This window comes from Roseomonas sp. 18066, assembly GCF_902706185.1.
Taxonomy (GTDB): Bacteria; Pseudomonadota; Alphaproteobacteria; order Acetobacterales; family Acetobacteraceae; genus Pseudoroseomonas.
This window is the reverse complement of record NZ_CACSJM010000149.1, coordinates 1-14,089: the sequence shown is the minus strand read 5'-3', so window position 1 is coordinate 14,089 and position 14,089 is coordinate 1. Positions and strand designations below refer to the sequence as shown.

Genomic DNA, 14,089 nt, shown 5'->3' with positions numbered 1-14,089 from the left:
GGCCACGATCCCCGCCACCGCCTCCAGCCCCGAGGCCGGGTAGAGCACGTGGTAGTCGAGCCGCGGCATCGGCGGCGTGGTCTCGATGATGCGCAGCTCGCCGGTCGCGACCTTCGGCAGGAACTGGCTGCGCGGCATCAGCGCGATGCCGAGGCCGGCGATGGTCATGCCCGACAGCGCGGTCAGGCTGTTGCAGGCCAGGATCAGCTCCGGCCGCTGGCCATTCTCCCGCAGCCAGTCATTGACCACCGCCTGCAGGCCGGAGCGCTGGGTCTGCGCCAGCAGCGGGAAGCGGACCAGCGCCGCGGCCGAGAGCGGCCCGGGCGGCACGCCGAGCGAGGCCCCCGCCATCCAGGCCAGCGCCAGGCTGGCCACCTTCCGCGCATGCAGCAGCCCGCCCGGCGGCGGCCCCGGCGCGATGGCCATGTCGCTGTGCCCGTCCAGCAGGTCCTGGTGCAGCGCCTCGGCCAGCTTCACCTCGGTGCGCAGGCGGATCCGCGGCAGCCGGGCGCGGATGCGGCCGATCAGCGCCGGCAGCACGGTCAGCGCCACCAGCTCGGTGATGCCGATGCGGAACTGGCCGGCATATTCGGCCGGATCGTCCAGCGTCGCCCGCATCCGCGTGCGCAGCGCCAGCATCTCGGCGCAGAGCGGCAGCAAGGCATGCCCGTGCCGCGTCAGCTGTGGCGGCCGTGCGCTGCGGTCAAAGAGCAGGAAGCCGAGATCGGCTTCGAGCTCGACGATGCGCTTGGAGATGGCCGGCTGGGTGGTGCCCAGCGCCATGGCCGCGGCGGCGAAGCTGCCGGCCTCCAGGATGGCGTGGAAGGCTTCGACCTGGCGCAACGAAACCATGCTTCATGCCAAAAAGTTATCGTCTTCCATGAATATATATGACTTTCCAGCAGGGCAAGCGCGGCTAGGATTGCCGCCAACGAGACCCAACGAGGAAACCGGAAAGAAATGATCAGTCGCAGGCGCCTCGGCGCTGCTGCCCTGGCCGGGGCGCTGGCCGCCCCCGCCATGTCCCGCGCCGACGAGGCCTGGCCGGCCGCCCGGCCGATCGAGGTGATCGTGCCCTATCCGCCGGCCGGCGGTATCGACCTGATGGCGCGGCTGGCGATCAAGTACCTGCCGAAGCACCTGCCGCAGGCGCGCTTCGTGGTGACCAACCGCGCCGGCGCCGGCGGCCAGACCGGCAACGAGGCGATCTTCGCAGCGCGCCCCGACGGCTTCACCCTCGGCGCCATCGCCAGCCTGGCGCTGAGCTCGATCCCGCTCGAGCGCCGCGTCCGCTGGACCATCGCCGACTATGCCTACATCGCCAACGCCGTCGATGACCCGGGCGCCTTCTGGGTGCGGGCGGATTCGCCGATCAAGGACCTGGCCGACCTGCGCGCCCGGGCGGCGGCGAAGCCGGAGGCGGTCTCGGTCGGCACGGCCGCCGGCATCGGCTCCGACGACCACCAGCTGCTGCTGGCCTTCGAGGAGGCGACCGGCGTCAAGACGCTGAACTCCCCCTACAACGGCACGGCGCCCTGCATCCGCGACCTGCTGGGCGGGCAGATCGATGTCGCCAGCTACAACAACAGCGAGGGCATCGCGCTGCTGCGCGAGGGCCGCACCCGCTGCCTGGGCCAGGCGGCGCCGGCGCGCTGGCAGGCCATGGCCGATGTCGCGACCTTCCGCGAGCAGGGGATGGATGTGCTGGGCGGCTCGGCCCGCGGCTTCATCGCGCCGCCCGGCCTGCCGAAGCCGATCCATGACCAGCTGGTCTCGGCTTTCGGCAAGCTGCTGGCCGATGCGGAATTCCTGTCGGAAGCGCAGACGCTCAACCTGCCGCTGCGTCCCATCGTCGGCGATGACTACAAGAAATTCGTCCTGGCCGAGGCCGAGACCGTGAAGGGGCTTTTCGCCCGCCGCCCCTGGAGCCATGGCTGATCCGATGCGCAAGGTCCTTGTCCTGAACCCGATCCACCCCGATGGCTTGGCGCGGCTCGCCGCCGATCCGGGGGTGGAGCTCGTCGGCCCCGGCGACATCACGTCAGAAAACCTGCCCGGCCACCTGGCTGGCGCCGAGGCCATCATCGTCCGCGGCACCGCCATCGACCGGCCGCTGCTGGCCCAGGCGCAGCGCCTTCGCCTCGTCGTCCGCCACGGCGTCGGCTATGATTCGGTCGACGTGCCCGCGCTGCAGGAACGCGGCATCACGCTGGCCATCACGCCCGAGGCGAACGCGCTGTCGGTCGCCGAGCACACGCTGATGCTGATGCTCTCCCTGTCGCGGCAGGTCGCCCGCTTCAATGCCAGCGTGCGGGCCGGCGCCTGGGTGGTGCCCGGCCAGTCGCCGACCCGCGACCTGTTCGGCCAGACCGTGCTGCTGCTGGGCTTCGGCCGCATCGGCACGCGGGTGGCCAAGCTCTGCGCCGCCTTCGGCATGCGCGTGCTGGTGCATGACCCGGCGATCCCGGCCAACACCATCCGGGGCCTGGGCTTCCTGCCGGCGCCCGACCGTGCGGCGGCCCTGGCGGAAGCCGAGATCGTCACGCTGCATTGCCCGTCCAACGCGGCGACCCGCAACATGGTGGACGACGCGTTTCTCGCGCAGATGCGGCCCGACGCGCTGCTGATCAACGCCGCGCGCGGCACGCTGGTCGACGAGGCGGCGCTGGAGCGGGCGCTGGCGCGCGGCCATCTCCGCGGCGTCGGCATCGACGTCATCGCCGAGGAGCCGATGCGCGCGGTCCCGGGTTTTCTCTCCTATGAGAATGTCCTGGTCACCCCGCATGTCGCGGCCAGCACGGCGGAGGGGCTGCACCGCATGGCGCTGGCCTCGGCCGACAATGTGCTGCAGTTCTTCGCCGGCACCCTGTCGCCGGAGGCCGTGGTCAGCGCCTGACCACGCCAGCTTGTGACCGCCCGCCGCGTTGACAGCGCGGCCGGGCGGCGCCGTGCTGGGGGCGGCAGGAGGGTGGCAAGCAGCGGATGGACCTGACGGGTATCCTGGTGATCCTGGGCGCGATGCTCAGCGGCGTGGCGATGCTGGCCGTGTCGGGGCTCTGCGGCCTGTCGGCCCTGGCGCTGCGGCTGCGCCACCGGTCGCGGCCGCTGGCGCTGTACCAGGCCATGGTCGGCGCGCTGGCCGCCGCGCTGCCGGCGGGGCTGGTGCTGCTGGCGGTCTTCCTCACCGAGGGCGATGCCGGGGCCAAGCCCTTCCTCGGCCGGGTGGAGGATGTCTGGCCGCTCAGCCTGGCGCTGTGGCTGGTGGCGCTGGGCCTGGCCTGGTGGGCCGGCGCGCGGCTGTGCCGCCGGGCGCTGGGCGCCTGATGCCATGCGGATCCGCGCCGCCCTCGACCGCGATGCGGCGGCGATCAGCGCGGTGGTGGTGGCGGCGCTGCGTCAGAGCAATGCGCGCGACTATCCGGCCGAGGTGATCGAGGCGGTGGCCGCCGCCTTCGCGCCCGAGGCGGTGCGCGGCCAGATCGCCCGCCGCCGCGTCTTCCTGGCCGAGATCGACGGGCAGGTGGTCGGCACCGCGGCGCTGGAAGGCGATGTGGTGCGCAGCGTCTTCGTGGCCCCCGACCGCCAGGGCCAGGGCATCGGCCGCGCGCTGATGGCGATGCTGGAGGACACCGCGCGCGCGGCCGGCGAGACCGCGCTGCGCGTCCCCGCCTCGGTCACCGCCGAAGGGTTCTATGCGCGCCTCGGCTACCAGGCGCAGCGCGAGGTGGTGCAGGGCGCCGAGCGGACGATCGTCATGGCGCGCCGGCTGGATTAGCCGAGCACGGCTTCGCGCGCGGCGGCGAAGCGGGATTGCCCGGCGGGGCGAAGCGGGACCAGAGTATCGCGCCGCCCGCGCAACGACGCGGGCCTGGACCCTCGGAGGAACCGGAACAACGATGATGACACGCAGGCAGGGTTTGATCGCGGCCGGGGCGCTGGGCGCCGCCGGGCTCTCGCGCGGGGCCGTGGCCCAGGGAGCGGCGCCCATGACCGCCCCCACGGTGCGCACCCCCGTCAATTTCCAGGTGCCGCCCGGCGCCTGCGACTGCCACACCCATGTCTTCCCCGACCCGCAGAAATTCCCCTTCTGGAGCGGCCGGGTCTACACCCCGCCGATCGCCACCGCCGACGACCTGCTGGCGCTGCAGCGCGCGCTGCATCTCGACCGCGTCGTCATCGTCCAGCCCAGCGTCTATGGCACCGACAATGCGGCGACGCTGGACGGGCTGCGCCAGCTCGGCGCCCGGCGGGCGAGGGGGGTCGCGGTGATCGGCCCGCAGACCACGGCGCAGGAGCTCGACCGCATGCAGGAGGCCGGCATCCGCGGCATCCGCGTCAATCTGGAGACCGGCGGCATCACCGATCCGGGCCGCGCCGGCCAGGTGCTGGAGGCGGCGCTGGCGCAGATCCAGGGCCGCCCCTGGCACCTGCAGGTCTATGCCCGCCTGCCGTTGATCGAGGCGCTGCAGGACCGGCTGTCCGGCCTGCCGATGCCGGTGGTCTTCGACCACTTTGCGGGTGCCCAGGCCGCCGCCGGCGTCGAGCAGCCCGGCTTCGCCGCGGTGCTGACGCTGGTGCGCTCGGGGCGGGCCTATGTGAAGATATCCGGCGCCTATCGCGCGTCCGAGGCGGCGCCGGACTATCCGCAGGTGGCGCCGCTGGCCCGCGCGCTGGTCGAGGCCAATCCGGACCGCATCATCTGGGGCACCGACTGGCCGCATCCGGACAGCGCCGTGCTGGCCGGCCGGGCGGCCACCGACATCGCGGCACCCGTGCCGGTGGATGACGGGCGGGTGCTGAACCTGCTGTCCGACTGGGCGCCGGAGGCGGCGGTGCGGCAGCGCATCCTGGTCGACAACCCGGCCCGCCTCTACGGCTTCTGAGGCGGCCAGGGCGGCGGGGCCGGGACAGCGCGGGCGGGTTGCTCCGCCCGCGCTTCGGCACCACCTTCGGGGGGATCCGTGCCCGACAGGAGCCGCCGCATGTCCCAGACGCTGACCGTCGCCGCCCTCTATGCCAACCGCAAGGCGAAGCGCGACGCCGAGCTGGCGCAGAGCCACCATGCCGAGGAGGAGGCGGTGCGGCAGCGCGACGCCGAGCACCGCGCCTTCCTCGGCCGCGCCATGACCGAGGCGGATGCCGCCGAGATCCAGCACCGCATCCTGCGCGCCTTCGGCCGGCATGAGCGGGAGGTGCAGGTGCTGGCCTTCCCCTCCGACTATTGCCCGGATGGCGGGCGGCGCATCAACCACGCGCTGCCGGGCTGGGAGGACCAGCTGCCGGGCTTCGCCCATGCGCTGCAGGCCTATTGGTCGCAGACGCTGAAGCCGGGCGGCTTCGGGCTGCAGGCGCGCATCATCAGCCTGCAGGACGGCATGCCCGGCGATGTCGGGCTGTTCGTCACCTGGCCTGACGAATTCGCCTTCGACAACGGTGGCTAGGGCGTGATGGCGTGAGGTGGCATCGCCGATGAGCCTGAATCACACGATCAAACAGAGCGCTGGAACAAGTTGTCTTCGCCTTTTCAAAGACAACTTGTTCTAGGCGACGACCTGGTCGCGCCCCAGCGCCTTGGCGCGATACAGCAGGGCATCGGCGCGGGCCATCGCGCCTTCCAGCTCGGCCTCGCCGGGGGCCACCGCGGCCAGCCCGAGGCTGATCGTATAGGGCGGCTGGCCGGCGGCGGGCTGGGCGGCGGCATCGCGCATGCGCCGCGCCAGGGCGGTCGCCGCGGTCTCGTCGGCGCCGGGCAGCACCACCAGGAACTCGTCGCCGCCCAGGCGGAACAGCTCGCCGGCCAGCTCATTGGCCAGGGCGGCCATGCGCGGCGCGAAGCCGGCCAGCACGGCGTCGCCGGCGGCATGGCCGTGATGGTCGTTCACCGCCTTGAAATGATCGATGTCGAGCAGGATCAGCGTGCCGCCGCGGGCCAGGAAGCCGCCCTGCCGCGCCGTCAGCCCGGCGCGGTTCCAGGCGCCGGTCAGCGGGTCGCGCAGCGCCGCCTCGCGCAGCTCGTGCCGGGCGCGCTCGCCGGGCATGGCCAGCAGGCCGAGATAGAGCACCGGCAGCAGCAGCTGGTCGGACAGCATCGGCACCAGGGCGGCGAAGTTGGTCGCCTCCAGCGCCCGGGCGTCCATCGCCATGGCGATCAGATAGCCGGGCACATAGCCCAGCATGGCGCAGCCGGCGATGACCCGGCCGGCGCCGGCGGGGGCGCCGCCGCGGCCGGCTTGCGGGCCGCGCATCAGCAGCAGGCCGATCACCACCACGCTGGCCATCAGCCCCAGGCTGCCGCCGATGCGCCGCGCCGAGAGCGGCGGCAGGCTGCTGCCCAGGGCCGGGGCCAGGAGCTCGGCGGCCCAGGCGGTGACGCCGAAGAGCAGCACCGGCAGCATCCAGCCGCGCCAGGGTGCCCGGCCGTCGGACAGGCGCAGCCCGCTGACCAGCAGCATGTTGCTGGCGATCATCGCGGTCAGCAGCAGGCAGACGGGGGCCAGGGCGGGCTCGGTGGCCGGCGCCGCGTTGTCGCCCAGCGCCTCGAGCCCGGCCAGCACCACGCCATAGGCCACGGCGCTGGCCGACCAGTGCAGCAGGTAGCGATCCTCGCGCCGGCCGATCCACAGCGCCAGGAAGACGGCGGAGAAGGCCACGGTCAGCAGCACGCTGCAGAGGCGGAGCGTGCTGAGGTCAGGAAGCTCGGTCAGAAGCATGGCGACGGGGCGTCGGGTCCGGGGGATGCGCGGGCGGTGGCGCGCTCCTAGCACGGATCACGGGGGCGTGTGGAAGAATGCAATGTTTTGTCGGATTGTTGTCGCCGACTGCAGGAAATGGCGAAGCTTCATGTACGGCCAAGCTTGCGCTCAGGCTTAAAATTACATAACCATTATTATAAGCCATAGGGAGCGACCCGGTCGGACGCGCCCCCCGCGACCCGCCCGACCGAAAAAGGACTACCAGCCGATCGCCCGCGCCGCCCGCCGCGGATCGGCCCCCCCCTGCAGCAGCCCGCGCTTCAGGTCGGACCGGATGGCGCAGACCCCGGCGACGTTCGTGCTGACCGGCGGGCGCCAGAAGACGTCGTGGCCGCGGGCGGCCAGGGCGTCGGCGGTGCTGGCGGGGTAGCGCTGCTCCAGGTCCAGCTTGCCGGGCTGGTAGAGATGCGGCTCGAAGGTATGCGGGAAGGAATGGGTGACGAAGCGCGGCGCGTCGATGGCGTGCTGCATCTCCATCCCGAAGACCGCGTGGTTCAGGAAGACCTGCATCATCGCCTGCGGCTGCAGGTCGCCGCCCGGGCCGCCGAAGGGCATGACATAGTCGCCCTTCCGGATCGCCATCGAGGGGTTGGGCGTCAGCCGCGGCCGCCGCATCGGCGCGATGGTCGCCGCCGCCTTGGGATCGGCCCAGGATTGCGAGCCGCGCGAGGACGGGCAGAAGCCCAAGCCCGGGATCACCGGCGTGTCGAAGCTGGTGTCGCTCGGCGTCGCCGAGACCGCATTGCCCCAGCGGTCGATGACGCAGACGTAAGACGTGTCGCCCTCCAGCTCCGGCGCGCGACCGGGTTCCGGCAGGGCGGCCTCCCCTGCCCGGCTGCCGGCGATCTCGCCCGCGGGCGGCATGCCCGGCCAGGCGCGGTCGGGGTCGATCTGGCGGCGGCGCTCGGCGGCATAGGCCTCCGACAGCAGTGTGGCCAGGGGCACATCGACGAAGCGCGGATCGCCGAAATAGCGCTGGCGGTCGGCGAAGGCGAGCTTGATGGTCTCGGCCAGCGCATGGACATAGGCCGGGCTGTTATGGCCCATCCCCGTCAGGTCCAGCCCGCGCGCCATGACCAGCATCTGCAGCAGCGACGGCCCCTGGCACCAGGCCGGGCAGCTGAAAACCTTCGTTCCGTTGAAGTCGATGGAGACCGCCGGCTCGACTTCCGAGCGATACTCCGAAAGATCCTCGGCGGAGAGCCAGCCGCCATTCTCGCGGTGGTAGCGCACCATCGCCGCCGCCAGGTCGCCCCGGTAGAAGGCGTCATGCGCGGCGGCCAGCCCCGCCTGGTGGCCGCCGCGCCGCTCGCCGGCGCGGCTCTCGTCGGCCATGTGCTGCAGCGACCCGGCCAGGTCGGTCTGCACGAACAGGTCGCCGATTTCCGGCACGCGGTCGCCCGGCAGGAAGATCGCCGCGTTCTGCGGCCAGATCCGGTACTGATGCGCGAAGGCGCCGATATATTCGGCCATCATGTGGTGGACGGTGAAGCCCTCGCGGGCGCAGCGGATGGCCGGCTGCACCACCTCGTGGAAGGGCATGGTGCCGTAGCGCTGCAGCGCGGTGATCCAGGCATCGGGGGCGGCCGGCACCACCGTGCGCAGCAGCCCGATCGGGATCTTTCCGCCATGGTCGTCGAAGAAAACCTCCGGCCGGGTGGCGCGCGGCCAGTGGCCGAGCCCGGCGATGCTGACCACCTCGTCGCGCTCGCGCAGATAGACCAGCAGCGGCGCGACGCCGGTGGTCTGCACCTGGTCGGGATGCACCACGCCGAGCGTGATGCCGGCGGCGACCGCCGCATCCACCGCATTGCCGCCGGCGGCCAGCATGGCGGCCCCCGCCTCGGCGGCCAGCCAATGCCCGGCGGAGACCATCCAGCGGCGGCCGGTGACCATGGGCTGCATCGGCATGGCGCTGCCGCTGACCGGATGGATCGGCATTTTTTTGTTCCTTGTCTCTCAGTCGACCGAGGCGCCGGAGCGCTCGGCGAGCTCGGCCCAGAACCCGACCTGCCGCTGCAAGAACGCCCCTGTCTGTTCCAGCGTCATCGCCGGCACGGCGTCGAAGCCGGCGCGGGCCAGGCGGGCGATCACCGCGGGGTCTTCCAGCGTCGCGCGCAGGGTGCTGCGCAGCCGGTCCATCCGGGCGGCCGGCACCCCCTTCGGCGCCGCCAGCCCGTACCAGCCGTCGATGTCGGTGAAGGGGGAAAAGCCTTGGGCGACCAGGGTCGGGATGCCGGGCACCAGCGGCGTCTCGCGCGGGCCGGTGATGCCCAGCGCCTTCAGCTGCCCGTCGCGCAGCATGCCGGCCACCGACGGCGCCGAGGCGAAGCCGAATTCGGCCTCGCCGGCCAGCAGCCCGGTGATGCCCTCGGCGAAGCCGCGATAGGGCACGTTCTCCAGCGCGAAGCCGGCCTCGCGCGCCAGCAGCACGCAGGCCATGTGCTGCGCCGTGCCATTGCCGGGGGCGAAGCTGCGGATCGGCTGCGCCGCCGCCTTGGCCCGGGCCAGCAGCGCGGCCAGGTCGTCGAGGCCGGATTTCGCGCTGACCACCAGCACGTTCGGCGTGGCGTTGGTCACCGCGATGATCTCGAGGTCGGCCGCCGGGTCGAAGGGCAGCTTGCGGTACAGCGCGCGGTTGATCGGGATCGAGCTGACCGAGACCAGCGCGATGGTCTCGCCATCCGGCGTCGCGCGGGCGACCTGGCCGATGCCCAGCGTGCCGCCGGCGCCGGCGCGGTTGTCGATCACCACGGGGCTGCCCAGCCGGCCGCTCCAGGCCTCGGCCAGCAGGCGGGCCAGAATGTCGTTGGTCGAGCCGGCGCCATAGGGCACCACCACGGTCAGCAGCCGCGACTGCGCCAGGGCGGGCCATGGCAGGGCGGCCGCCAGGCCGAGGCCGGGCAGCGCGCGACGCGGGAAGCAGGCGGTCATGGAATCTCTCCGGGCTGGCCCCGCGGCGGGGCAATTCTGCAACCGGTTCCTCGCGGAGCGCGCTGGAACGCCCCTTCCCGGCCAGCTTATGGCGATGCCGGGGAAAGACAACTTTTAAGTCATGCGCGAAATCCCTTTTAATTTCACGGAACGGAAACGCGCCGCAGGGAGATCTGCCCGGCAATAAAACCAACAGTTATTGGTCCCATTCCGGACAAAAAGCCGACGCCGATGTGACCGCCGCTCACCGGAAGCTCGCTTGCCGCCCGTCGCCGCCGCGGCCAGAGCGGAGCCGCAACCCTGACCGGAGGCCGCGTGTCCTACGCCCTGTCTGCCGACCCCGATGCGCAAGGCGCCCCGCTGCGCCTGCCGGCCGCCGCCATCACCGGCATGGCGCTGGTGGCGCTCTCGGCCAGCCTCGGCTCGGCGATCCTGCCGATGCTGCACAGCCAATTGGCGTTGCCCAGCAGCGCTGTCGGCTGGCTGCTCACGGCGCAGCTGGTCGGGCTGGTGCTGGGGCTGCTGCCGATGGCCTCGCTGGTGCCGCTGGCCGGGCCGCGCGGCGCCTTCCGCATCGGGCTGCTGGCGGTGCTGGGCCTGGCGCTGCTGGCCAGCCTGCCGCTGGGCTATTGGCCGATGCTGGCGCTGCGCTTCCTGCTCGGCGCGGCGACCGCCCTGCTGCTGCCGGCCAGCCTGTCGCTGCTGCGGCTGAGCGTGCCGGCGGCGCGGATCGGGCTGGCGGTCGGCGCCGCGGGGCTGGCGGTGACGCTGGCGCTCTACCTGCCCTCGCTGGCCTGGATCGCGCTGTCCTGGATCGCGCTGGGCCCGCTGCAGCCGCCCGCCATCGCCTTCGTCGCCGGCGTCCTGGCGCCGCCGCTGCTGCTGGCCTGGACCCTCTCCGCTCGTGCGCCAAGGGACAGAAAACTGCCGGGGCGGTTCGACCCGCTGGGCATGCTGCTGGCCGTCGCCACCCTGGCGCTGCTGCTGATCGGCATTCCCGGCCTGTTCGTGCTGCGCAATCTGGCGCTCGGCGTGCTGCTGGTGGTCGGGCTGGTGCTGCTGGGCCTGTGGATCTGGCAGCAGCGTGGGCGCGAGGCGCCGCTGCTGCCCGGCGACCTGCTGGCCCGGCCGCGTTTCCGCGGCGCGCTGCTGGCGCGGCTGCTGGCGGCGGCGGCGCTGTCGCTGGCCGAGCTGGTGCTGATCATCCACGTCATGCAGGGCTGGCGTCTCGGCCCCGGCGCCCTGGGCGTGCCGGTCAGCCTCGCCGGGCTGCTGGTCGGGCTGGCGGCGCTGGCGGCCGGCTGGCTGCTGGACCGCCGCCCGGGCGCGCCGCTGGTGTCGCTGGGGGCGCTGCTGCTGGCGGCGGGCTACACGCTGTTCGCCGCGCTGCCGCCGGGCCAGGCGGCCGGGCTGCTGCTGCTGGGGCTGCTGGCGCTGTCCGTGGGCCGCGGCCTGGTCGAGGCCGGGCTGACCACGCGGTTGCTGCGCAGCGCTCCGGTCGGGCGCTCGCCGGCCGCCGGCGCCCTGCAGGCGCTGGTCGAGGGCGTGGCGCGCATGGCCGCGCCCATCCTGCTGGCGCTGGCCGCGATGCTGCCGCGGCTGGGCGGCGGCGGGGCGGTGCAGGCGCTGGTCCTGGCCACGATCCTCGCCTTGCTGGCTGCGGCCGCCGGCTTCCTGGGCCGGGTCGAGGAAGAAGGCGAGCAGGGTCCGGAAGGCCCCGACGCCCGCATCTTCTCCGACTGAAGCCTGAATCGCGCGATCAAACAAAGTCTTGGAACATGCTGTCTTCGTCTGTCCGAAGACAGCATGTTCTAGGCCTGCCCCCCTCCGCGCCGCGCCTGCCGGGCGCGTGCCTTCAGCACCCGCCGCGCCAGGGCCGGATCGGCGGGCAGCGGCGGCGGCGGCGCGAAGCGGCGCAGCGCGGCGGCCAGCTCCTCGAAGCGGCGGTCGGTGCCGGCGGCGCTCAACGCGATGTCGCCGAAGCCGAGCCAGCGGTTGGCCGGGCGCAGCAGGCCCTGGAGCATGCCGGGCGGGTGGTCCGCGGGGCGGGCCAGCCAGAAGCACAGCATTGGGCCGAAGCCGATCCCCCTCTCCTGCCAAGGGCCGAAGGCGGACCAGGGGATGCGCTGCCCCGACCAGCGGCGCCACAGCAGCCCCTCGGCATCCAGCGCGATCAGCGGGCGCTGGTCGAGCAGGGCGCGCAGGCATTGCACCGCCCAGGCCGCCAGCGGCAGCAGGATCAGCAGGCCGATGCCGCGCATCACGGCGGGGGCCTCGGGATGCAGCGGCAGGCCGATGGCGCCGAAGACCAGGATCGGCATCAGGATCGCCAGCACCACCAGCGCCTGGCGCCGCGCCGGGCGGGCGACGAAGCCGGGCTCAGCCATGGGTCATCTGCCAGAAGCGCGCGCCGAGCAGCGCCGTGCCGGCCAGGGAACCGAGCAGCAGCGCCAGCACCGCGGTGGTCTTCGCCGGCTCCTGCCACGACGCCGGCAGGCCATCGGGCGCGACCTGCCGCCACAGCCAGCGCGTCAGCCACCACAGCGCCCAGGCCACCACCAGCACGGCGAAGCCCAGCAGGCTGTTCTCGCTGGCATGCGACGGCCGCGGCGGCAGGGCGATGCCGGCCACGGCGCCGAGGAAGACGCAGCCGCAGACCAGGTATCCGACGCCGATCTGCTTCCAGGCGATGCTGCTGTGCTGCACGGCTTTCTCCCCGTCTCGGGGGCCAGCGCAGCGGGCAACTGCGGCGAAAAGGCGGCGGCCCCAGGCAAGCCCGCGTGGGAACCGGTTCAGCGGTGGGCGTCGCTCACCGCGCGCAGCAGCGTCAGCAGCATGCGGTTCTGCGGCGCCGCGATGCCGTGCCGCTCGGCGGCGGCGACCACGGTGCCGTTCAGCGCCTCGATCTCCAGCGGCCTTCCGGCCAGGGTGTCGTGGTACATCGAGGTGCCGGCCTCGGCCGGATAGGTCATCAGCAGGTCCCAGATCGCCGCCGCCTCGCCGTCGGGGAAGACCGCGCCCTCGGCGCGGCCGACGGCCACCGCCTCCTCCAGCAGGCCGAGGCCGAGGGCGCGGATGTCGTCGCGCCGCAGCACATGCTGGCGCTGCCGGGTGATGGCGGTCAGCGGATTGGCGACGATGTTGATCAGCAGCTTGCGCCAGGCGCGGGTGACGAAATCGGGCGCCGGATGCGCGCCGACCAGGCTGCCGGACAACAGGCCAGCAAAGTCGCGGCCCGCGGCGTCGTCGGGCACGGCGATGTCGCATTCGGTGACGCGGCGCAGGCGGAGATGCCCCTCCGCCAGCCGCTCGCCGTTAAAATAGACGACGCCAGGGACGACGCGCGCCGCCGCCACCAGACCGTCCAGCCGCGCCGCATGGCCGATGCCGTTCTGCAGCACCGCGACCCGCGTGTCGGGGCCGCAGAGCGCGCGCAGCCAGGGGGCGGCCGCCGCGCAATCCTGCGCCTTGGTGCAGAGCAGGACCCAGTCGACCGGCGCCAGCCCCTCGGGCCCGGTCGCGGCGCGCACGGCGACATCGACCTGCCCCTCCGGGTGGTCCAGCACCAGCCGCTGCAGCGGCCGCCGGGCGCAGCACAGCACATCGTGCCGCCCCGCCGCCTGCAGCGCCGCGGCGAGGCTGCCGCCGATGCCGCCCAGGCCGATCACCGCCACGCTCTGTCGCTTCATGCCGCCGATCCTGCCAGACGCGGCGCGCGCAGCGCCATGAAGAAGCCAAGCTGGCTCAGCACGCCGGCGCTGACCAGGATGATGCCGACGGTCAGCGCATGCTCGTGGCTGGCGCCCGACAGCGCGGTGCAGATGGCGCCGATGCCCATCTGCGCGAAGCCGTAGAGGCCGCTGGCCGAGCCCGCCACCTTCGGATTGACGCTGAGCGCCTCGGCCAGCGCCGGCGGCCCCGCCATGCCGGCGCCGAAGGTGAACAGCGCCATGCTGACCACGGTGATCGCCACCCCGAGATTTCCGCTGAGCACCGCGCCAAGGAACAGAGAAGCGCCGAACAGGCTGACCAGGTTGCCGCGCACCATCAGCGACGCCAGCCGCACCCGCCGCGCCAGCCGGCTGGCGCAGGCGCTGCCCAGCCAGATGCCGAAGACGACGATGGCCAGATAAACGCCGACCTCGCCCGACGACCGGCCGAGCTCCCCGGTGATGATGAAGGGCGCCGCGGCGATGAAGGCGTACATCGAGGTCGTGGCGCACCCCCCGCCCAGCGCATATCCCAAAAAAGCCGGCGAGCGCAGCAGCCGCAGATAGCTGCGCAGCACCTGGCCGCTATCCTGCTGGCTGGAGGGCGCCACACCCGCCGGGATCCAGCGCCAGGCCAGCAGGGCGTTCAGCACGCCGAGGCCGCAGAGCGACCACAGCACCGCCCGCCACCCC

The 14,089-nt window shown here is 72.9% G+C and carries 15 protein-coding genes; 7 read left to right on the top strand and 8 right to left on the bottom strand.

Annotation, left to right across the window (positions count from 1 at the left end; translation table 11 throughout):
- The coding region (locus GVN67_RS23620; RefSeq protein ID WP_159999783.1) for a LysR family transcriptional regulator at window positions 1-843 on the bottom strand (843 nt) is incomplete at its 3' end.
- Between the two features lie 117 nt (window positions 844-960).
- Between GVN67_RS23620 and GVN67_RS23615 the strand changes: the two genes are divergently transcribed.
- The 6 genes from GVN67_RS23615 (at window position 961) to GVN67_RS23590 (ending at window position 5,441) form a co-directional block, all read left to right on the top strand.
- Window positions 961-1,938: a tripartite tricarboxylate transporter substrate binding protein gene (locus GVN67_RS23615; protein ID WP_159999782.1), complete on the top strand. Its 978-nt coding sequence runs from the start codon at window positions 961-963 to the stop codon at window positions 1,936-1,938.
- Between the two features lie 4 nt (window positions 1,939-1,942).
- Complete coding sequence (locus GVN67_RS23610) at window positions 1,943-2,896, top strand: hydroxyacid dehydrogenase (protein WP_159999781.1); 954 nt, start codon at window positions 1,943-1,945, stop codon at window positions 2,894-2,896.
- Window positions 2,897-2,982: 86 nt separating this feature from the next.
- Window positions 2,983-3,324, top strand: a complete 342-nt coding sequence (locus GVN67_RS23605; RefSeq protein ID WP_159999780.1) for a hypothetical protein — start codon at window positions 2,983-2,985, stop codon at window positions 3,322-3,324.
- A 4-nt stretch (window positions 3,325-3,328) separates the two neighbouring features.
- Window positions 3,329-3,775 (top strand): GNAT family N-acetyltransferase, encoded by a 447-nt coding sequence (locus GVN67_RS23600; protein WP_159999779.1) that lies wholly within the window; start codon window positions 3,329-3,331, stop codon window positions 3,773-3,775.
- A gap of 211 nt (window positions 3,776-3,986) precedes the next feature.
- A complete protein-coding gene (locus tag GVN67_RS23595) occupies window positions 3,987-4,883 on the top strand; it encodes an amidohydrolase (RefSeq protein WP_200845375.1) in 897 nt (298 codons plus the stop codon).
- Window positions 4,884-4,982: 99 nt separating this feature from the next.
- Window positions 4,983-5,441 (top strand): hypothetical protein, encoded by a 459-nt coding sequence (locus tag GVN67_RS23590; RefSeq protein ID WP_159999777.1) that lies wholly within the window; start codon window positions 4,983-4,985, stop codon window positions 5,439-5,441.
- A 99-nt stretch (window positions 5,442-5,540) separates the two neighbouring features.
- Here the strand turns inward: GVN67_RS23590 and GVN67_RS23585 are convergent, their stop codons facing one another.
- The 3 genes from GVN67_RS23585 to GVN67_RS23575 form a co-directional block, all read right to left on the bottom strand.
- Complete coding sequence (locus GVN67_RS23585) at window positions 5,541-6,710, bottom strand: diguanylate cyclase (RefSeq protein WP_159999776.1); 1,170 nt, start codon at window positions 6,708-6,710, stop codon at window positions 5,541-5,543.
- A gap of 240 nt (window positions 6,711-6,950) precedes the next feature.
- Window positions 6,951-8,693 carry a gamma-glutamyltransferase family protein gene (locus tag GVN67_RS23580; protein WP_159999775.1) on the bottom strand — a complete coding sequence of 581 codons (1,743 nt, stop codon included), beginning with the start codon at window positions 8,691-8,693 and terminating at the stop codon, window positions 6,951-6,953.
- Between the two features lie 18 nt (window positions 8,694-8,711).
- On the bottom strand, window positions 8,712-9,686 hold the full coding sequence (locus GVN67_RS23575; protein WP_159999774.1) for a tripartite tricarboxylate transporter substrate binding protein: 975 nt from the start codon (window positions 9,684-9,686) through the stop codon (window positions 8,712-8,714).
- Window positions 9,687-10,001: 315 nt separating this feature from the next.
- Between GVN67_RS23575 and GVN67_RS23570 the strand changes: the two genes are divergently transcribed.
- Window positions 10,002-11,429, top strand: a complete 1,428-nt coding sequence (locus GVN67_RS23570) for an MFS transporter (RefSeq protein WP_159999773.1) — start codon at window positions 10,002-10,004, stop codon at window positions 11,427-11,429.
- A gap of 68 nt (window positions 11,430-11,497) precedes the next feature.
- Here GVN67_RS23570 and GVN67_RS23565 read toward each other — a convergent pair whose 3' ends face one another.
- The 4 genes from GVN67_RS23565 to GVN67_RS23550 form a co-directional block, all read right to left on the bottom strand.
- Complete coding sequence (locus GVN67_RS23565) at window positions 11,498-12,073, bottom strand: hypothetical protein (protein WP_159999772.1); 576 nt, start codon at window positions 12,071-12,073, stop codon at window positions 11,498-11,500.
- Window positions 12,066-12,392, bottom strand: coding sequence for a hypothetical protein (locus GVN67_RS23560; RefSeq protein ID WP_159999771.1), 327 nt, complete (start codon window positions 12,390-12,392; stop codon window positions 12,066-12,068). Before GVN67_RS23560 ends, GVN67_RS23565 begins: the two co-directional genes overlap by 8 nt.
- A gap of 86 nt (window positions 12,393-12,478) precedes the next feature.
- Window positions 12,479-13,375: a 2-dehydropantoate 2-reductase gene (locus GVN67_RS23555; protein WP_159999770.1), complete on the bottom strand. Its 897-nt coding sequence runs from the start codon at window positions 13,373-13,375 to the stop codon at window positions 12,479-12,481.
- On the bottom strand, window positions 13,372-14,089 hold a 718-nt coding region (locus GVN67_RS23550; RefSeq protein ID WP_159999769.1), incomplete at its 5' end, for an MFS transporter. The genes GVN67_RS23555 and GVN67_RS23550, both read right to left, overlap by 4 nt.